Here is a 13,438-nt window from a genome sequence, read left to right as displayed (position 1 = left end):
ATCAGACTGGGCTTAAGGCTTGGGGGGCTGGGCTCCTGCGACAGGAGCAGGGGCCATTGCGGATGCAGCAGGAGCAGCGGCAGCTGCTGGCTTCGGTGCCGCCGCAGGAGCGGCACCAGCGGGGGGCATGAGCTTGGCCTCCGGTGGCGGAGGCAGGGTGCCGAGGAAATCCTTGAACATCTGGAGGTCCACATCGCCACGGCCCGGAAGCAGCAGTTTCCCGATCTGGGTGACTTGATAATTATAGGTCGTCTGGGCCCAACCTGCCGCGTTATTGAAAGCCCCCGTGCCATCATCCCTCATGAGGAAGATGATCTTGGAGTTGGGCACGTTCTTCACCTCTTTGAGGAAGTGATTGTAGGCTGCATCTGCCACGATGACTTCAGCGGATGCACTCACCTGCGTGCGCTGCTTGGCATCCCAATAAATGATGATACGACCACCACCCGCTTCAACAAAGAAGACCTTGGAGCCCTTTGCCAAACCGGAACCGCCCGGTTGCACCATCACTGGCGGGGGCTTTTTGTCCGGCGGGATCTGGAGCTTCTTGAGTTCTTCCATGAGCACCGCGATCTCCTTTTTCATCTCCGTCTGAGTCTTGGTGAGGCCTTCGATTTCGAGGAGAAGATTGTCGAGTTCCTTCATCAGGTTCTGGCTCAACTCCTCGTTCATCTTTTGAATGTCCGCCCCGGTGCTTAGGAGCTTGCGCAGCTTGGCCGACCGCTCCTCTTTTTCCTGGAGCTCTTTCTTGAGCTTCTCCAAGGCGGCGAGTTTTTCCTTGATAAGCGTCTCCGTGCTGACGTCTTCCTTCTGCTTCTTCTGAAGCTCCACGAACTCCTTGGACATCGCCAGTTCTTCCGGCGTGCGTCCGTTGGTCTGCTGGGACTGGGCCACGCACAGCACCACGATGATGAGGATCAGCACCCCAATCAGGGAACACAGAATGTCCAGGAAGGGAATCAGGAGAAGCTCCTCAGTCTTGTGGCGGCGGCGGCTCATGGATCAGCGGTCAGCGGCTCAGAGTTGTAGGGTTGAAAGAGTCAGCACAGGCACGCAGGAGGAAATCAGTCGCGGCCGAACCAGCCCTTCTTCTTCACCTGCTGTACGAGAATTTGCTTTTCACCCAGCTCCTTGAGCACGGTGTTCAAGCCACGCACACCCGTCTCAAGCGCGCCCATGTACTGGGTGACAACCTTGAGGGAATCTTTGAGCGACTCCTGCATCTCCGTGCGCATCTGGGTCGTGTTGTTGATGAACTCCTTGGTGACCACCTGCTGGAAGGCGTCAGAGCGTTTGTCCAGATTGCTGGCGTATTCGTTCATCCGCTTCGACAGCTCATTGAGGTCCACAAGGAACTCCTTCTGAGCGCCGGCCAGGCCGCGCATCACGGAGTCGGCGATTGCCGCCACATCGCCACCACCCGCGCCAGCACCGTCGTTCAGGCGGGGCAGGAGCACTTCGTTGCAGAAGGCGTCGATCTCGTTGAGCATCTCGTCCTCGTTCTTGGCGAGGGCGTTCATTGGGAAATTCAGGAACACCGCAAGCACAAGGCCCAACAGCGTCGCGTCGAAAGCGGTACCGAGACCGCTCGTCACCGCACTGATGGAACCCACAATCGCGCTCACGTCATCCATGTTGGCAAAACTCATGCCCCCGATGGCGTGGGAAAGACCGATAACCGTACCAATGAAGCCCATGAGCGGAATGGCCCAAAGGAACGCCTTCAGCATGATGTAACTGCCGCCGATACGGGCACCATCGATGCTGGACTGGCTGGACATCATGGAGCCGACATCCGGCGTGTTCTGGCGAACTTCGAAGAGTTCCAGCGCCTTGCGGATGCGGTTCACCATCAAGCTGTCACGCAGACGGACAGGCATATTGTAGAGGTGATCGATGAAGTTGCCGACGTTTTGGCCGTTGATCTCACGGCCCAACTCTGCCGGGAGGACGTCCAAGAACAAGGCTTCACGCTGATGCTTCAACTTGCCCAGCTTGAGATAAAGAATCGCCGCAGCCCAGAAGAAGAACATCGTGTTGATGAAGCTGATCAGGAAGTGCTTGAAGAACACGTTCGCGATCGTTTCCATCGAGCTGTACTCCGCCACCGCCTTGGCGGCTGGTGCCTGGAAGGGATAGACAATGCCAAACCACGCAACGGTCAGCACGACACCGATGGCAAAGCTGAGGTAACCGTTGGGGTTGGTGGGATCGCTTTCCTTCCAACCGAGGCGCTCTGGACGCTGCACGAAACTATCCAAACCGCCGCCAATAGGCGGAGGCGGAGCAGCATCTGGCAGCGGCGCAGAGCTGCTGAAGGACGGAGCAGGACCAGGAGCGGGAGCCTCTGCCGCAGGCGGCGCACCACCGATGTTCTCAGGAATCTGCAGCTTGGTGTTGCAGCCGGGGCAGCGGACCACTTTGCCAGCCCATTCCGGCTCGGCCTTCAGACTCATGTCACATGATGGGCACTTGAACTTCACGTTGGGGACCTCCTGGGATGAACAGTTAATTTCGAATGATACATTTATGACAGGTGTAGCGACACACGGGTGACACCCACCGCGGAACTTTAGCGCACCGTTTGTACCCTGTACATACCTCCCAAAGCACACATATAGTGGTGGTCTGGCGGAGTATGAGAATTACCGGGCTTGGGGCTGAAGTCGTGCATGGAGAAAACTCAGAGAGCTCCAAGGCGGAGCGCGGGGAGCTTGAAACATGCAAGCACATCTTGCAAGCGCTTGATCCCACTAAATCACGAAAGCGACGACGCTCTTTTCCCGCACTCTAGAGCAGAAAACAGTCACACTGGCACCCTGAATGATCACTCCTTGTCCTCGCCATCGACAAAATATGGATCATGCGGTTTTAATCTACTTCTGGACGCGGATCCCGACCAAGCAATTCCCGTAGTGCGAGCTTGGGAGATTTATTTTGGTAGAGCACCGCATACACCTCATCCAGCAGCGGAGTGCGAACCTCCGCCGCACGGGCAGCATGCCAGAGACTCTCAGTGTTCGGCACGCCCTCTGCCACCATGCGGGTGCTGGAGACGATCTCCGCCAGGGGCATGCCCTGGCCAAGCAACTTGCCCACCCGGTGGTTGCGGCTGTGCTCTGAATAGCATGTCGCCACCAGATCCCCGACGCCGCTCAAGCCGTAAAAGGTCTCCACCTGCCCCCCCGAGGCTACCCCGAGACGCACCATCTCAGCCAGCCCACGCGTCACCAGCGCCGCAATGGCGTTATCACCAAGATTCAATCCCTGGGCAATCCCGGCCGCGATCGCGTAAGCATTTTTCAAAGCACCCGCCCACTCCACGCCCGGAACATCTTCGCTGGTATAGCAGCGAAACCACGGCAGGGTGAAGCAGCTCTGGAGCGCTACTCCAGAGACAGCGTCCGCACAGGCCACCACGGCAGCCGAAGGCATCTTTCGCGAGACCTCCTCCGCATGATTCGGCCCGGAGAGCGCCGCCAGATGGTGCTGCGGGAAGTACTCCTCCAGGAGCTGCGACATGCGCCGCCCCGTGGCAAGCTCAATCCCCTTCGTGCAGGAGACCAGCACCTCGTCTCCGCCGAGCACCGAAGCGTCTCGCAATGCCCCCGCGACGGTGCGCATGGCCTTGGATGGGGTGACAAACAAGACGAGATCTGCCGGCTGTAGTCGGTTGAGTTCGTGCGTGGCTTCCAGCTCCCCTTCGATGATCAGACCGGGCAGATACCTCTCATTGCTCCGGGTGGAGGCAATCTCCTGCATGAGAGCCTCATCCCTCCCCCAGAACTGCACTCGCAGCCCCCGCTGGGCCAGCATCGCCGCCAGGGCCGTCCCCCAGCTGCCTGCACCCATGACAATCGCACGCTCCATCTTCACGATTCGCTCACCCATGACTGCTAATTCACGCCCCCTTTTTTGCCCTTGGACTTCCGATTGAACCGGCTCTCAGTCCCGGCCATCATCCGCTTGATGTTGGAGCGGTGCCGCACCACCACTAGAACGCCCATCACCAGCCCGAGGGCAAGCAGGATGTAGGCCCCTACATTGAGCCCGCCCCCTACCAGCATGATGACATACATGGAGATCGGCAGGCTGATGGCGGCCCCGATCGAGGCCAGCGCCACATAGCGGGTCGTGAAGAAAAGAACCAGCCACACTAGAAACGCCACCAACAGTGCCCAAGGTGCCAGCCCGAGAAAAGCCCCCGCAGAGGTGGCCACGCCTTTCCCCCCCTTGAAACCCAGCCAGAAGGTGAAGCTGTGCCCGATGACCGACGCCGCCGCACACAACACCGCCACCGTGGTGACCATGGTGCTGGAAGCCCCAAGGCTGCTGAGCCATGCCTGCGCAAACAGTGTCGGCAACAACCCCTTCAACATATCAAGGATGAAAACGGGAATGCCAGTCTTCTTGCCCAGCACGCGGATCACATTGGTCGCGCCAATATTGCCGCTCCCATGCTTGCGGATATCCACCCCCTTCATCAACCCCGCCCAATAGCCAAATGGCAGCGAACCGCTCAAGTAGGCCAGAGTGATGGCAGTGATGGCGGCAACCCAGATATTCATGGCGTCTCTATCGCAGCGAGACCGCAGGCAGCAAGTTCAAAAAAGACCCAAGACTAGAAGACTCAGGACAGAAGACTTGAGCTGACGCAGGGTGTGGCGCGATCAGCGAGACATTCCTTCCCGGTTCAGTCGCCCTGCCGTTGGGCCTCATGTCTTTCGACCTCTGCCTCACGCGAAGCCTGTCACGCAGCCACCATGTTGCCTTTTGAGGCGCTTTTGCCCTGATGCAGCACACGATGCACCACTGCAGCCACATCGGGCGCGAGGTAGGGCTTCGGGAGAATGTCGTCGAAGCCCTGGCAGATGTAGCTTTCGCGTGTCTCCTCCACCATGCCACCACTGGAGGCGATGACGCGGGCTGCGGGATCGAGGGCCTTGATGGCCTTCATGGATTCCTCGCCATTGAGTCCGCCTTTCAGCGTCAGATCCATGATCACGATGTCCACCTGCTCTCCTTCCAGAAGAAGGCTCCGGTAGGTGGAGACAGCTTGTTCACCGCTCTCTGCTTCGTAAACCTTGTATCCGCACTGTTTAAGCACGGCCAGAATCACCTGCCGCAGGCGATTTTCGTCGTCCACCACGAGGACCGTTCCCACGCCCGACTGCAGACCACGTGAGGCGGGCTTGGAGGGTGCAGTGGCAGCCTGCTTGGCGCGTGGCTGCGTCGCTGGGAGCCAGAAGGTGATTTCCGTGCCGACATTCTTCATCGAGGAAGCCACAATGTGGCCAGCGTGCTCCAGAATGATGCGACGGCAGGTGGTGAGGCCGATGCCGTTGCCATCCGGCTTGGTGGTGAAGGATTCCTGGAAGACGCGACGGGCCACGTCAGGATCCATGCCGCACCCGCGGTCTCGCACCAGCAGCTCGACATAGGGCCCGGGCTGCAACTGGTGATGGCCCTGGGGCACCACCACATTGCGGGCCAGCACATCCATGTAGCCATGATTGTTCATAGCTTGGATCGCATTGATGATCAGGTTCTGCAGGACTTGGGTGATCTTTGCGCCATCCACGACCGACCACCAAAGGTCCTTGGGCAGATGCATGTGCAGGGTCACGCCACTGCCACTCTGGGCGACGCGGGCAGTCTCGCGAATCAGATCAGCCATGTCCACCGGCTCACGGGAGGCGGGAATGTCCTTGGCCATCTTCATAGTCTGCTGAATAAAGGCACGCGCCTGCTGGGAGGCTGCCAAGGCCTCATCCACGTGATGCCCCACGGCCGGGACGCCACCCGGGGAAAGCCGGGCCGCCTCGGAGAGATTGGTCATCATGATGCCCAGCAGGTTGTTCAGATCGTGGAACACCCCAAGGGAAAGCGTCGCAAGGTTGTCATTGCGCAGGCGCCGACTGTCATCCACCTCCACTACTCCTGGTCCACCAGCAGGACTCGCCGCCGGAGCCGCGAGAGCGGGTGCCACCGTGAGGGTGTAATTATAGACGCTGCCGTGCTCGTCCTGCACCGCGCGGATACGCCACACACAGCGCTGCGCACCACCACCATAGAGCGTCTTCAGGCTGCCTTCCCACTGGGAAGCCCCACCCTGTTTCACCGCTCCACGCAGGGTTTGCATGAGATCGTCTGCCTCGGCCTGGGAGGCCACCAGTTGCGTGACGAAGCGCTCCCGCAGCCCGCTCTCGGGTTCGGCTCCTACCATGGCAGCCATACGGGTGTTGTGGAGCAGAATACGGGGACCCAGACGGTGGGAGAGGTTGGCCTCCACAATCATGATGCCCTCGCTCGCTTGATCGAGCGCGGTACGCAAAAAGGAGTTGGCCAGATGGGCCGTCTTCAGCGGATCTGCGCCCGTGTCGGGAGCTGCGCAGACGCGCGAGCGGGGAGTTTCGACGGCGAGGGCGGACATGTCGGCCATAATAGTTAACAGTCCTTAGCTTTTAGCATGTTGCGAGCTTTTCAGCAAAGCCATTTTTTCAGTCTCACCCATATTATGGTAAATGGCACGCAGGGGTTATTGAAGTGCGCGATTTTTATGGAAACAGTCTCCAATCCCGCCAAACTGGTGACAAGGTTCTTGGCGAGCAAGGCAGAATTCCCTTGCGTCGCCCTGCTTTTCCCGTATCCTCGCGACCCCTATGTCCAAAAACGCAGGCATCGCCAAAACGCGGAAAGCAGTTTCCAAGCGGTTCAAAATCACCGGAACGGGCAAAGTGCTCCGTCGCCGGCAGGGCAAGCGTCACTTGCTCCAGAACAAGAGCCGCAAACGGAAACGCTCCCTCGGTAAGACCGTCCTCGTGGACCACACGGACGCCGCAGCAGTCAAGGCCAACATGCCTTGGTCCTGATGCTCGCTTCCAAGTGACCATGAAGGCTGCTTATGCAGCCACGACGACCCGGCCTGGTTTCGCTTCTTTTAGCGGGACCTTCGATCAAGTGAGGCCACCGTCGAGTTCCAAACCAACAGCTTGATCCAGGAAAGAAGAAAATGCCAAGAGCCACCAACGCACCCGCCAGTCGCGCCCGCCGCAAGCGTACCCTTCAGAAAGCCAAGGGTTTCCGCGGTTTCCGTTCGAAATTGTTCCGTTACGCCAAGGACGCTGTCCGCAAGGCGATGACCTACGCCTACCGTGACCGCAAGGTCCGCAAGCGTGAGTTCCGCAAGCTGTGGATCCAGCGTATCAACGCCGCCACTCGCGCCCAGGGCCTGAGCTACAGCCGATTTACCGAGGGCTTGAAGGCCGCGGGCATCGAGCTTGACCGCAAGGTCCTCTCCGATATCGCCATCAAGGACGCCGCTGCTTTCAACGCCATCATCCAGCAAGCCAAAACAGCCCTGGAGAAGAAGGCCGCTGCCTAAGCATCCGGAGCCAACCCCGTAAGGTGTGTCGGTTTCGCGACGAAAAGCACACTTTACCCCTCCAAAAAATTCTACGAAAGCCGGGGCAGCTTTGCTCCGGCTTTTTTGTTTTTTTAACCGGTCTGACCTGACCTGATTTTCCCGCACTCCTCCCCTTTCCCATGCTCTCAGAACTCGACACCATCCAGCTCGAAGGTCTCACCCTGCTGGCCTCCGTGGGCGATGAAACCGCTCTCGAAGCCCTGCGAGTGAACTTCCTGGGCAAAAAAGGCCGCCTCACCGCAGTCGCCTCCCAGATGCGGGACGTCCCTCCCGACCAGAAAGCCGCCGTCGGTGCCAAACTCAACGAAGTCCGCACCGCCCTGACGGCTGGCATCGAGCAAAAACTCCTCTCCCTTCAGGCCGAAAAAGACGCGGCTTCCGTTCAGGGGATCGATATCACGCTTCCTGGCCGCCCCTCACCCAGCGCCACGCTCCACCCGCTGTCCCGCATTCGTGACCGCGCCATCCAGACCCTCCGCCGCATGGGCTTCGCCGTCGCAGACGGCCCGGAGATTGAAACGGAGTGGCACTGCTTCGACGCTCTGAACACGCCGGCCGACCACCCGGCCCGCAATGAGAAGGACACCTTCTATCTTCCGGACGGCCGTCTGCTGCGCACGCACACCTCCTCCGTGCAGATCCGCACCATGGAGTCCGTGAAGGCCCTCCCCGTGCGCATCATCGCTCCCGGTGCCGCCTACCGCCGCGATGAGATCGATGCCACCCACCTCAGCGTCTTCAATCAGCTCGAAGGCCTGTACGTGGACAAGAATGTCAGCCTCGCCGACCTCAAAGGCACCCTGGAAGTCTTCTTCCAGGAGATCTTTGGCCCCCAGACCCAGGTCCGTTTCCGCCCTCACTTCTTCCCTTTCACCGAGCCCAGCTTTGAGATCGACATCAAGCTCGAGGTGAAAGGCCAGGAGGCCCGTTGGATCGAGATCGCAGGCTGCGGCATGGTGGACCCCGCCGTCTTCCAGGCGGTGTCCCAGATGCGCGGTGACAACCTCTTCAATCCCGAGGAAGTCACCGGCTTCGCCTTCGGCATGGGCCTCGACCGCCTCGCGATGATCCTGCACGGCATCACCGACATCCGCCATCTCATTGAGAACGACGTCCGGTTCTTGTCCCAATTCTAATTCGAATTCATTCAGACAGAATTAACAGAATTAACGGAATTAGGTATGAGTCGGGACTACGATCTTGCCGGAGAGGTGATTGGATGCGCCATGCGGGTACACCGCACGCTCGGCCCTGGGTTCTTGGAGATTATCTATCGCAATGCCCTTTGCGTGGAGCTCAAAGAAGCCGGGATCAAGTACGTGACCGAAGAGCCCATCAAGGTCCGCTACCGCGGCATCGAAGTCGGCAGCTACTTCGCGGACGTCTTTGTCGAGGGCAAACTCATCATCGAGCTAAAAGCCATCGAGAAGTTGAGTGCTGCCCACGAAGTCCAAGTCGTGAACTACCTCTCAGCCACCGGCATTGACGATGGATTGCTGCTGAACTTCGGCTCCCGTTCGCTCGAGTTTAAGAAGAAGGCCCGCATCAACCCCAGAGCCTGATCTCAAGAAATCTAATTTTGTAAATTCTGTTAATTCTGTCCAAACCCTTTTTCTTCTATGAAAGTCTCCCTCTCCTGGCTTAAAACGCACCTCGACCTCTCCGGCAACACCGTGGACAGCATGCGTGACCTCCTCACGTTTGCGGGCATTGAGGTGGAGGACATTGAGGTTCGGGGTGTTGACTCCGACAAGATCGTGGTCGCGCAGGTCCTTGAGTCCCTCCAGCATCCCAATGCGGACCGCCTGAGTGTCTGCCAGGTGGATGACGGCAGCGGCACGCCGCGCCAGATTGTCTGCGGGGCGAAGAACTACAAGGTGGGCGACAAGGTCCCGCTGGCACTGCCGGGAGCCATTCTCCCCGGCGGACTGGAGATCAAGGCGGGCAAGCTCCGCGATGTGGTCTCCAATGGCATGATGTGCAGCGGTCGCGAGCTTGGCATCGGCGATGACCACGCCGGCCTCATGATCCTGGATCCTGCTTTGAAGGTGGGCACGCCCTTCACGGAAGTGGTGCCGCCAGATGTGGTGTTCGATCTGGAAATCACCCCCAACCGCCCTGATCTGCTGAGCCACACTGGTCTGGCCCGCGAACTGGCCGCCTTGACCAAGAAAGGTCTCGAACCCAAGCCCCCCGTCCCGCAGGCAACAGTGAAGGAGGCGACACCCGATCAGGTGCGTCTGGACACGACCGAGCGCTGCCCTCTCTACAGCGCCCGCATCATCAAGGGCGTGAAGGTGGGCCCGAGCCCCGAGTGGCTCCAGCGCCGTCTTCAGAGCGTAGGTCTGCGCCCCATCAACAACGTGGTGGACATCACGAACTTCGTCCTGCTCGAGGTGGGCCAGCCGCTGCACGCGTTCGATCTCGACAAGCTGAACGGCGGGATCATCGTCCGCCAGGCGATGGAGGGTGAGAAGATCGTGGCTCTCGATGCGGCCACCTATGAGCTCACCACCGACGACCTCGTCATCGCAGATACGAGTGCCCCGGTGGCCATCGCCGGAGTCATGGGTGGCGAAGCCTCCAGCGTCACGGAGACAACCACCGATCTCCTGCTGGAGTCAGCCTACTTCACCCCCAGCTTCATTCGACGCACCGCCCGGCGTCTGGGCATCAGTTCTGACTCCAGCTACCGCTTTGAGCGTGGCGTGGACCCGCAGGGTCCCCTGGCTGGATCAGACCTGGCAGTGAAACTCATCCTCGACATTGCCGGCGGCACGGCTGAGGCCGAGGTCCTCGTGGCGGGCACCGCCCCCCAGCTCACCCAGGACGTCACCTTTGACGAAACCCGCGCCCGCAATCTCATCGGCATCCCCGACCTGAGCCGTGAAGAGATGCACGGCGTGCTCACCGGTCTGGGCCTGGCGAAGAAGAGTGAGACGGATACCACCTCCCTCTGGCACATCCCCTCCTACCGTGGGGATCTCCAGCGCTCCGTGGACTTGGTCGAGGAAGTCGCTCGCGTGATCGGTCTGGACCGTGTGCCCAGCCGCACCGCCGCCGCCTTCTCCCCGAGCCTCGCCCCCGACCGTACCTATGACTTCACCATGACCCTGCGCCAGGCCTTGGTGAACCGGGACGTCTTTGAGGCCCAGACCCTGCGCCTCATCTCCGGCTCCCAGCTCACCGACGTCCTCGGGCCTGCCCTGACGCCGGACAAAGCCGTGGGAGTGAAGAATCCCCTCAGCGAAGATCACACCACCCTGCGCCCCAGCCTTGTCCCCGGACTGATCGCCACCGCCGCCCTCAACATCCGGCAGAGCCTTCAGCGCCTGCGCTTCTTCGAGATCGGTCGCGTCTTCTTGAAAAATCCCAATGGCAGCACTCGTGAGGAAGAACGCCTCGCCCTGCTCCTGAGCGGCCCTTCTCTGCCGCCCAGTTGGCACACCAAAGAAAGCCCCGCGCTGGAATTCACAGACCTCCGCGGCCTTCTGGAAGCGCTGCCCGGTCTGGCTGGCCTGGGCCTGGAGTTGGTGCCCAAGCCCCTCCCCGGCTGGCTCCTGAGCGCCGAGGTGAAACGCGGCAGCAAGACGCTCGGCTGGGTGGCCCAGCTCCATCCCTCCCGCGCTCGCGAGCTGGATGCCCGCAGCCCCGTCTTCGTCGCAGAGCTCGCCATCAGCGCCCTCCAACAAGGTGCCCAAGGCGTGGCCAAGTTCAGTGATCTGCCCCGCTTCCCCAGCATAACACGCGACGTCGCGCTCGAGGTGCCTGCCGATCTGGCGACCGCCAAAGTGGCCGCATTTTTCAGCACGCTCAAGGAGCCCTTGTTCGCTGGAGCCTCGCTCTTCGACGTGTTCACAGACACCACGGGACAAAAGCTCGCCAGTGACAAAAAGTCCGTGGCGTGGTGCTTGACGTATCGTGCGTCCGACCGCACGTTGGCGGCGAAAGAAGTGGATGAAGCGCACGCCCGTGTGCTGAAAACGCTGGTTGGCACGCTCCCCGCTACCATCCGGTAACAGCCCTTCTTGGAGCTTTTTCTTTCGATCTTTGACATCAACTTTTCCGGAAACGGAATCCCCTCTCCTGCGGTGTTCGTTTTTGCAGACGCACATGGCCCGAACCGATAATTGATAGCACCGGAGACTGCGCTTTGGGTGCCGCTGCCACGCCTTCACTGGACGGCAAACGCACTTTATGCGGGTCTCCACCCTGTCGCTTTCCTTGGGAACGGCAGCCAGCTTCTGAGACGACACAGGTGGGACTCTAAACCGCTCTGCTGTTGAGCTTTGCTCCGGCGGAGCGGTTTTATTTTGTCGAGATGGTTTATCGACGCAATATTAAAATAGGCACTCAGTGGCCACCCATGCCTCATGTCACAGGCGACCGTCGGCAGTGACTCAATCCAAAGCGCCAGACATTTCCGCCCGAGGACAAGAAAACGAGGCTGCCAAAAGTTACCTGGGCTTCTGCGTGAACATCTTGGGCATGAGCACGCAACCCAGAATCGAGTTCTTCAAATCCCCCCACACCCAATCCGAATAACTCTTTATGGGCAAGCGGTCTTTGTGTTTGAACTGGACGGCAAACTTCTTCCACTTCTCAAACTCTTCAGGAGTGAAATCCGTAGCATCAAGTTCCGGGATGATTTTGAAATCCCGGTTCCGAAAGCTCACTACCGTCTGACCATCTGTGGAAGCGAAGATCATCATGAACCTCTTTTCTCCACCGTCATCTTCCAGCTTCACGGTGATTCGATCTCCTGTGCGAATTTCAATTTCAGGAGAACGTTCTTCCCCCACCGACCATCGGTGAATGAGCATCCCATTGATGTAAAGAGTCGCCCGATCATCGACCGACACATAGAAAGCCCCCTTAGCCGTTTTTTGGTCGAAATGGCCAATCGATTGCCCCGCGCAAACAGAGGCAAAGGCTAGACTCAATAGGGCAACAGAAAGCAAGCAGCGCATGATTTTGATTGGGGGGAGATGATTATACTGGATAAGGCGAATGAGACCTCCACACTTTTAGCATGTATCGGCAAAACATCCTGCGGGTTTTTACGCCTCCCTTGGGTTCATTCTTGCTGATTTTTTTCTCAAAAGCCGTGGGCTTTTATGCATTTCGAAAAAGCTCTCCTGATGAGCATCCAGTATTGCCAAGAAGATACCGTCGGCTCCCAGCTTGCATATCTCAAGTTCCCCTGAACTCAGCAAGTCCTCTCTCTTAGTTGACGACTTGCAAAGGACAGCCTGGCCGGTACATCTTGACCCCGTCACTCGCATTCCTTAAGGTGTTCGACCAAACCATGTCTCCGGAGCTCGCCAGGAATTTCATCTGCACGATTGGCTGGCTCCTTTTGGCAACCATCGCGATCTTGCCCCTCTTTCTCTACTGGAAATACGGCGTTGGCAAACCGAAGAACCTTCGACGCATCGGCGAGTATCTGGCTCTCAGAGGCCTGACACTGACAGCAGGAAAGCGCTCACAGCGTGCTCACGTGGCCTTGGACGGCGCCCTCTATGCCATCCGTTACTGCGATGCAGAAGGGCAGGAATATGAAGCTGTCGCGGCCGTGACGCCTATCGCTGGTGTGTTCATCGGTGAACAGAAGCCCCTCAACTCTAAAGATGCAGCAACCCCGGTTCAGGCACCTCAAGAACACTGGACCCCCATCTACACGCCTACCAACACCATTGACCTGCTCTCAGAATCGGATTTGCGACATCTCCTCAAACTTCAGGAGGAGAATCGCCTCTTGAAACACCGTCTGGCAGAGTTGCAGAGCAACGAGGAATCTCGACTCCACTCCACAACGGCATGACAGTTGACGTTCTCTATGTGTGGTTTCCTGCATGCTCGTTGTTCATGGCAGCCGTGGCAATTCTCTGCTACAGCGAATTGAGTCGAAGAAGCCGCCGATTGATCGCTCGACATGTGACAGCCTTGGGGTACACCCTCCTGTCATGCAGTTCCGAAGCATTCCTTAATGGAAGGAGTCTGTATCGCACC

12 protein-coding genes are annotated in these 13,438 nt (G+C 59.0%); 6 read left to right on the top strand and 6 right to left on the bottom strand.

Annotation, left to right across the window (positions count from 1 at the left end):
• Positions 1-12: 12 nt before the first annotated feature.
• From VSP_RS42980 to VSP_RS09440, 5 genes are all read right to left on the bottom strand, one after another.
• Positions 13-999: a hypothetical protein gene (locus VSP_RS42980; protein WP_009960247.1), complete on the bottom strand. Its 987-nt coding sequence runs from the start codon at positions 997-999 to the stop codon at positions 13-15.
• 65 nt (positions 1,000-1,064) lie between these two features.
• Positions 1,065-2,456 carry a MotA/TolQ/ExbB proton channel family protein gene (locus tag VSP_RS09455; protein WP_009960246.1) on the bottom strand — a complete coding sequence of 464 codons (1,392 nt, stop codon included), beginning with the start codon at positions 2,454-2,456 and terminating at the stop codon, positions 1,065-1,067.
• A gap of 415 nt (positions 2,457-2,871) precedes the next feature.
• Positions 2,872-3,891: an NAD(P)H-dependent glycerol-3-phosphate dehydrogenase gene (locus VSP_RS09450; protein WP_009960245.1), complete on the bottom strand. Its 1,020-nt coding sequence runs from the start codon at positions 3,889-3,891 to the stop codon at positions 2,872-2,874.
• Between the two features lie 5 nt (positions 3,892-3,896).
• Positions 3,897-4,568 carry a glycerol-3-phosphate 1-O-acyltransferase PlsY gene (gene plsY / locus VSP_RS09445; RefSeq protein ID WP_009960244.1) on the bottom strand — a complete coding sequence of 224 codons (672 nt, stop codon included), beginning with the start codon at positions 4,566-4,568 and terminating at the stop codon, positions 3,897-3,899.
• Between the two features lie 182 nt (positions 4,569-4,750).
• Entirely contained in the window at positions 4,751-6,433 is a 1,683-nt protein-coding gene (locus VSP_RS09440; protein WP_009960243.1) for an ATP-binding response regulator, read from the bottom strand.
• 229 nt (positions 6,434-6,662) lie between these two features.
• On the opposite strand from VSP_RS09440, the gene rpmI reads away from it, so the two are divergent.
• From rpmI to pheT, 5 genes are all read left to right on the top strand, one after another.
• A complete protein-coding gene (gene rpmI / locus VSP_RS09435; protein WP_009960242.1) occupies positions 6,663-6,872 on the top strand; it encodes a 50S ribosomal protein L35 in 210 nt (69 codons plus the stop codon).
• A gap of 140 nt (positions 6,873-7,012) precedes the next feature.
• Positions 7,013-7,384: a 50S ribosomal protein L20 gene (gene rplT, locus VSP_RS09430; protein ID WP_009960241.1), complete on the top strand. Its 372-nt coding sequence runs from the start codon at positions 7,013-7,015 to the stop codon at positions 7,382-7,384.
• Between the two features lie 161 nt (positions 7,385-7,545).
• Positions 7,546-8,562, top strand: a complete 1,017-nt coding sequence (gene pheS, locus VSP_RS09425; protein ID WP_009960238.1) for a phenylalanine--tRNA ligase subunit alpha — start codon at positions 7,546-7,548, stop codon at positions 8,560-8,562.
• A gap of 45 nt (positions 8,563-8,607) precedes the next feature.
• Positions 8,608-8,988 (top strand): GxxExxY protein, encoded by a 381-nt coding sequence (locus tag VSP_RS09420; protein WP_009960237.1) that lies wholly within the window; start codon positions 8,608-8,610, stop codon positions 8,986-8,988.
• A 57-nt stretch (positions 8,989-9,045) separates the two neighbouring features.
• Positions 9,046-11,445: a phenylalanine--tRNA ligase subunit beta gene (pheT, locus tag VSP_RS09415; RefSeq protein ID WP_009960236.1), complete on the top strand. Its 2,400-nt coding sequence runs from the start codon at positions 9,046-9,048 to the stop codon at positions 11,443-11,445.
• Between the two features lie 438 nt (positions 11,446-11,883).
• Here pheT and VSP_RS09410 read toward each other — a convergent pair whose 3' ends face one another.
• Positions 11,884-12,396, bottom strand: coding sequence for a hypothetical protein (locus tag VSP_RS09410; RefSeq protein ID WP_157210814.1), 513 nt, complete (start codon positions 12,394-12,396; stop codon positions 11,884-11,886).
• A gap of 338 nt (positions 12,397-12,734) precedes the next feature.
• On the opposite strand from VSP_RS09410, the gene VSP_RS09400 reads away from it, so the two are divergent.
• Positions 12,735-13,250: a hypothetical protein gene (locus VSP_RS09400; RefSeq protein WP_009960233.1), complete on the top strand. Its 516-nt coding sequence runs from the start codon at positions 12,735-12,737 to the stop codon at positions 13,248-13,250.
• Positions 13,251-13,438: the final 188 nt, after the last annotated feature.

The sequence above is a fragment of the Verrucomicrobium spinosum DSM 4136 = JCM 18804 genome (assembly GCF_000172155.1).
GTDB lineage: Bacteria > Verrucomicrobiota > Verrucomicrobiia > Verrucomicrobiales > Verrucomicrobiaceae > Verrucomicrobium > Verrucomicrobium spinosum.
This window is presented reverse-complemented; position numbering and strand designations above follow the sequence as displayed.

What these genes read in the sequence shown, in the direction of transcription:
- VSP_RS09440 (WP_009960243.1), bottom strand. Translation starts at nt 6,433, where the DNA reads ATGTCCGCCCTCGCCGTCGAAACTCCCCGCTCGCGCGTCTGCGCAGCT.
- VSP_RS42980 (WP_009960247.1), bottom strand. Translation starts at nt 999, where the DNA reads ATGAGCCGCCGCCGCCACAAGACTGAGGAGCTTCTCCTGATTCCCTTC.
- rplT (WP_009960241.1), top strand. Translation starts at nt 7,013, where the DNA reads ATGCCAAGAGCCACCAACGCACCCGCCAGTCGCGCCCGCCGCAAGCGT.
- VSP_RS09450 (WP_009960245.1), bottom strand. Translation starts at nt 3,891, where the DNA reads ATGGGTGAGCGAATCGTGAAGATGGAGCGTGCGATTGTCATGGGTGCA.
- VSP_RS09400 (WP_009960233.1), top strand. Translation starts at nt 12,735, where the DNA reads ATGTCTCCGGAGCTCGCCAGGAATTTCATCTGCACGATTGGCTGGCTC.
- VSP_RS09455 (WP_009960246.1), bottom strand. Translation starts at nt 2,456, where the DNA reads ATGAGTCTGAAGGCCGAGCCGGAATGGGCTGGCAAAGTGGTCCGCTGC.
- plsY (WP_009960244.1), bottom strand. Translation starts at nt 4,568, where the DNA reads ATGAATATCTGGGTTGCCGCCATCACTGCCATCACTCTGGCCTACTTG.
- pheT (WP_009960236.1), top strand. Translation starts at nt 9,046, where the DNA reads ATGAAAGTCTCCCTCTCCTGGCTTAAAACGCACCTCGACCTCTCCGGC.
- pheS (WP_009960238.1), top strand. Translation starts at nt 7,546, where the DNA reads ATGCTCTCAGAACTCGACACCATCCAGCTCGAAGGTCTCACCCTGCTG.
- VSP_RS09410 (WP_157210814.1), bottom strand. Translation starts at nt 12,396, where the DNA reads ATGCGCTGCTTGCTTTCTGTTGCCCTATTGAGTCTAGCCTTTGCCTCT.
- VSP_RS09420 (WP_009960237.1), top strand. Translation starts at nt 8,608, where the DNA reads ATGAGTCGGGACTACGATCTTGCCGGAGAGGTGATTGGATGCGCCATG.
- rpmI (WP_009960242.1), top strand. Translation starts at nt 6,663, where the DNA reads ATGTCCAAAAACGCAGGCATCGCCAAAACGCGGAAAGCAGTTTCCAAG.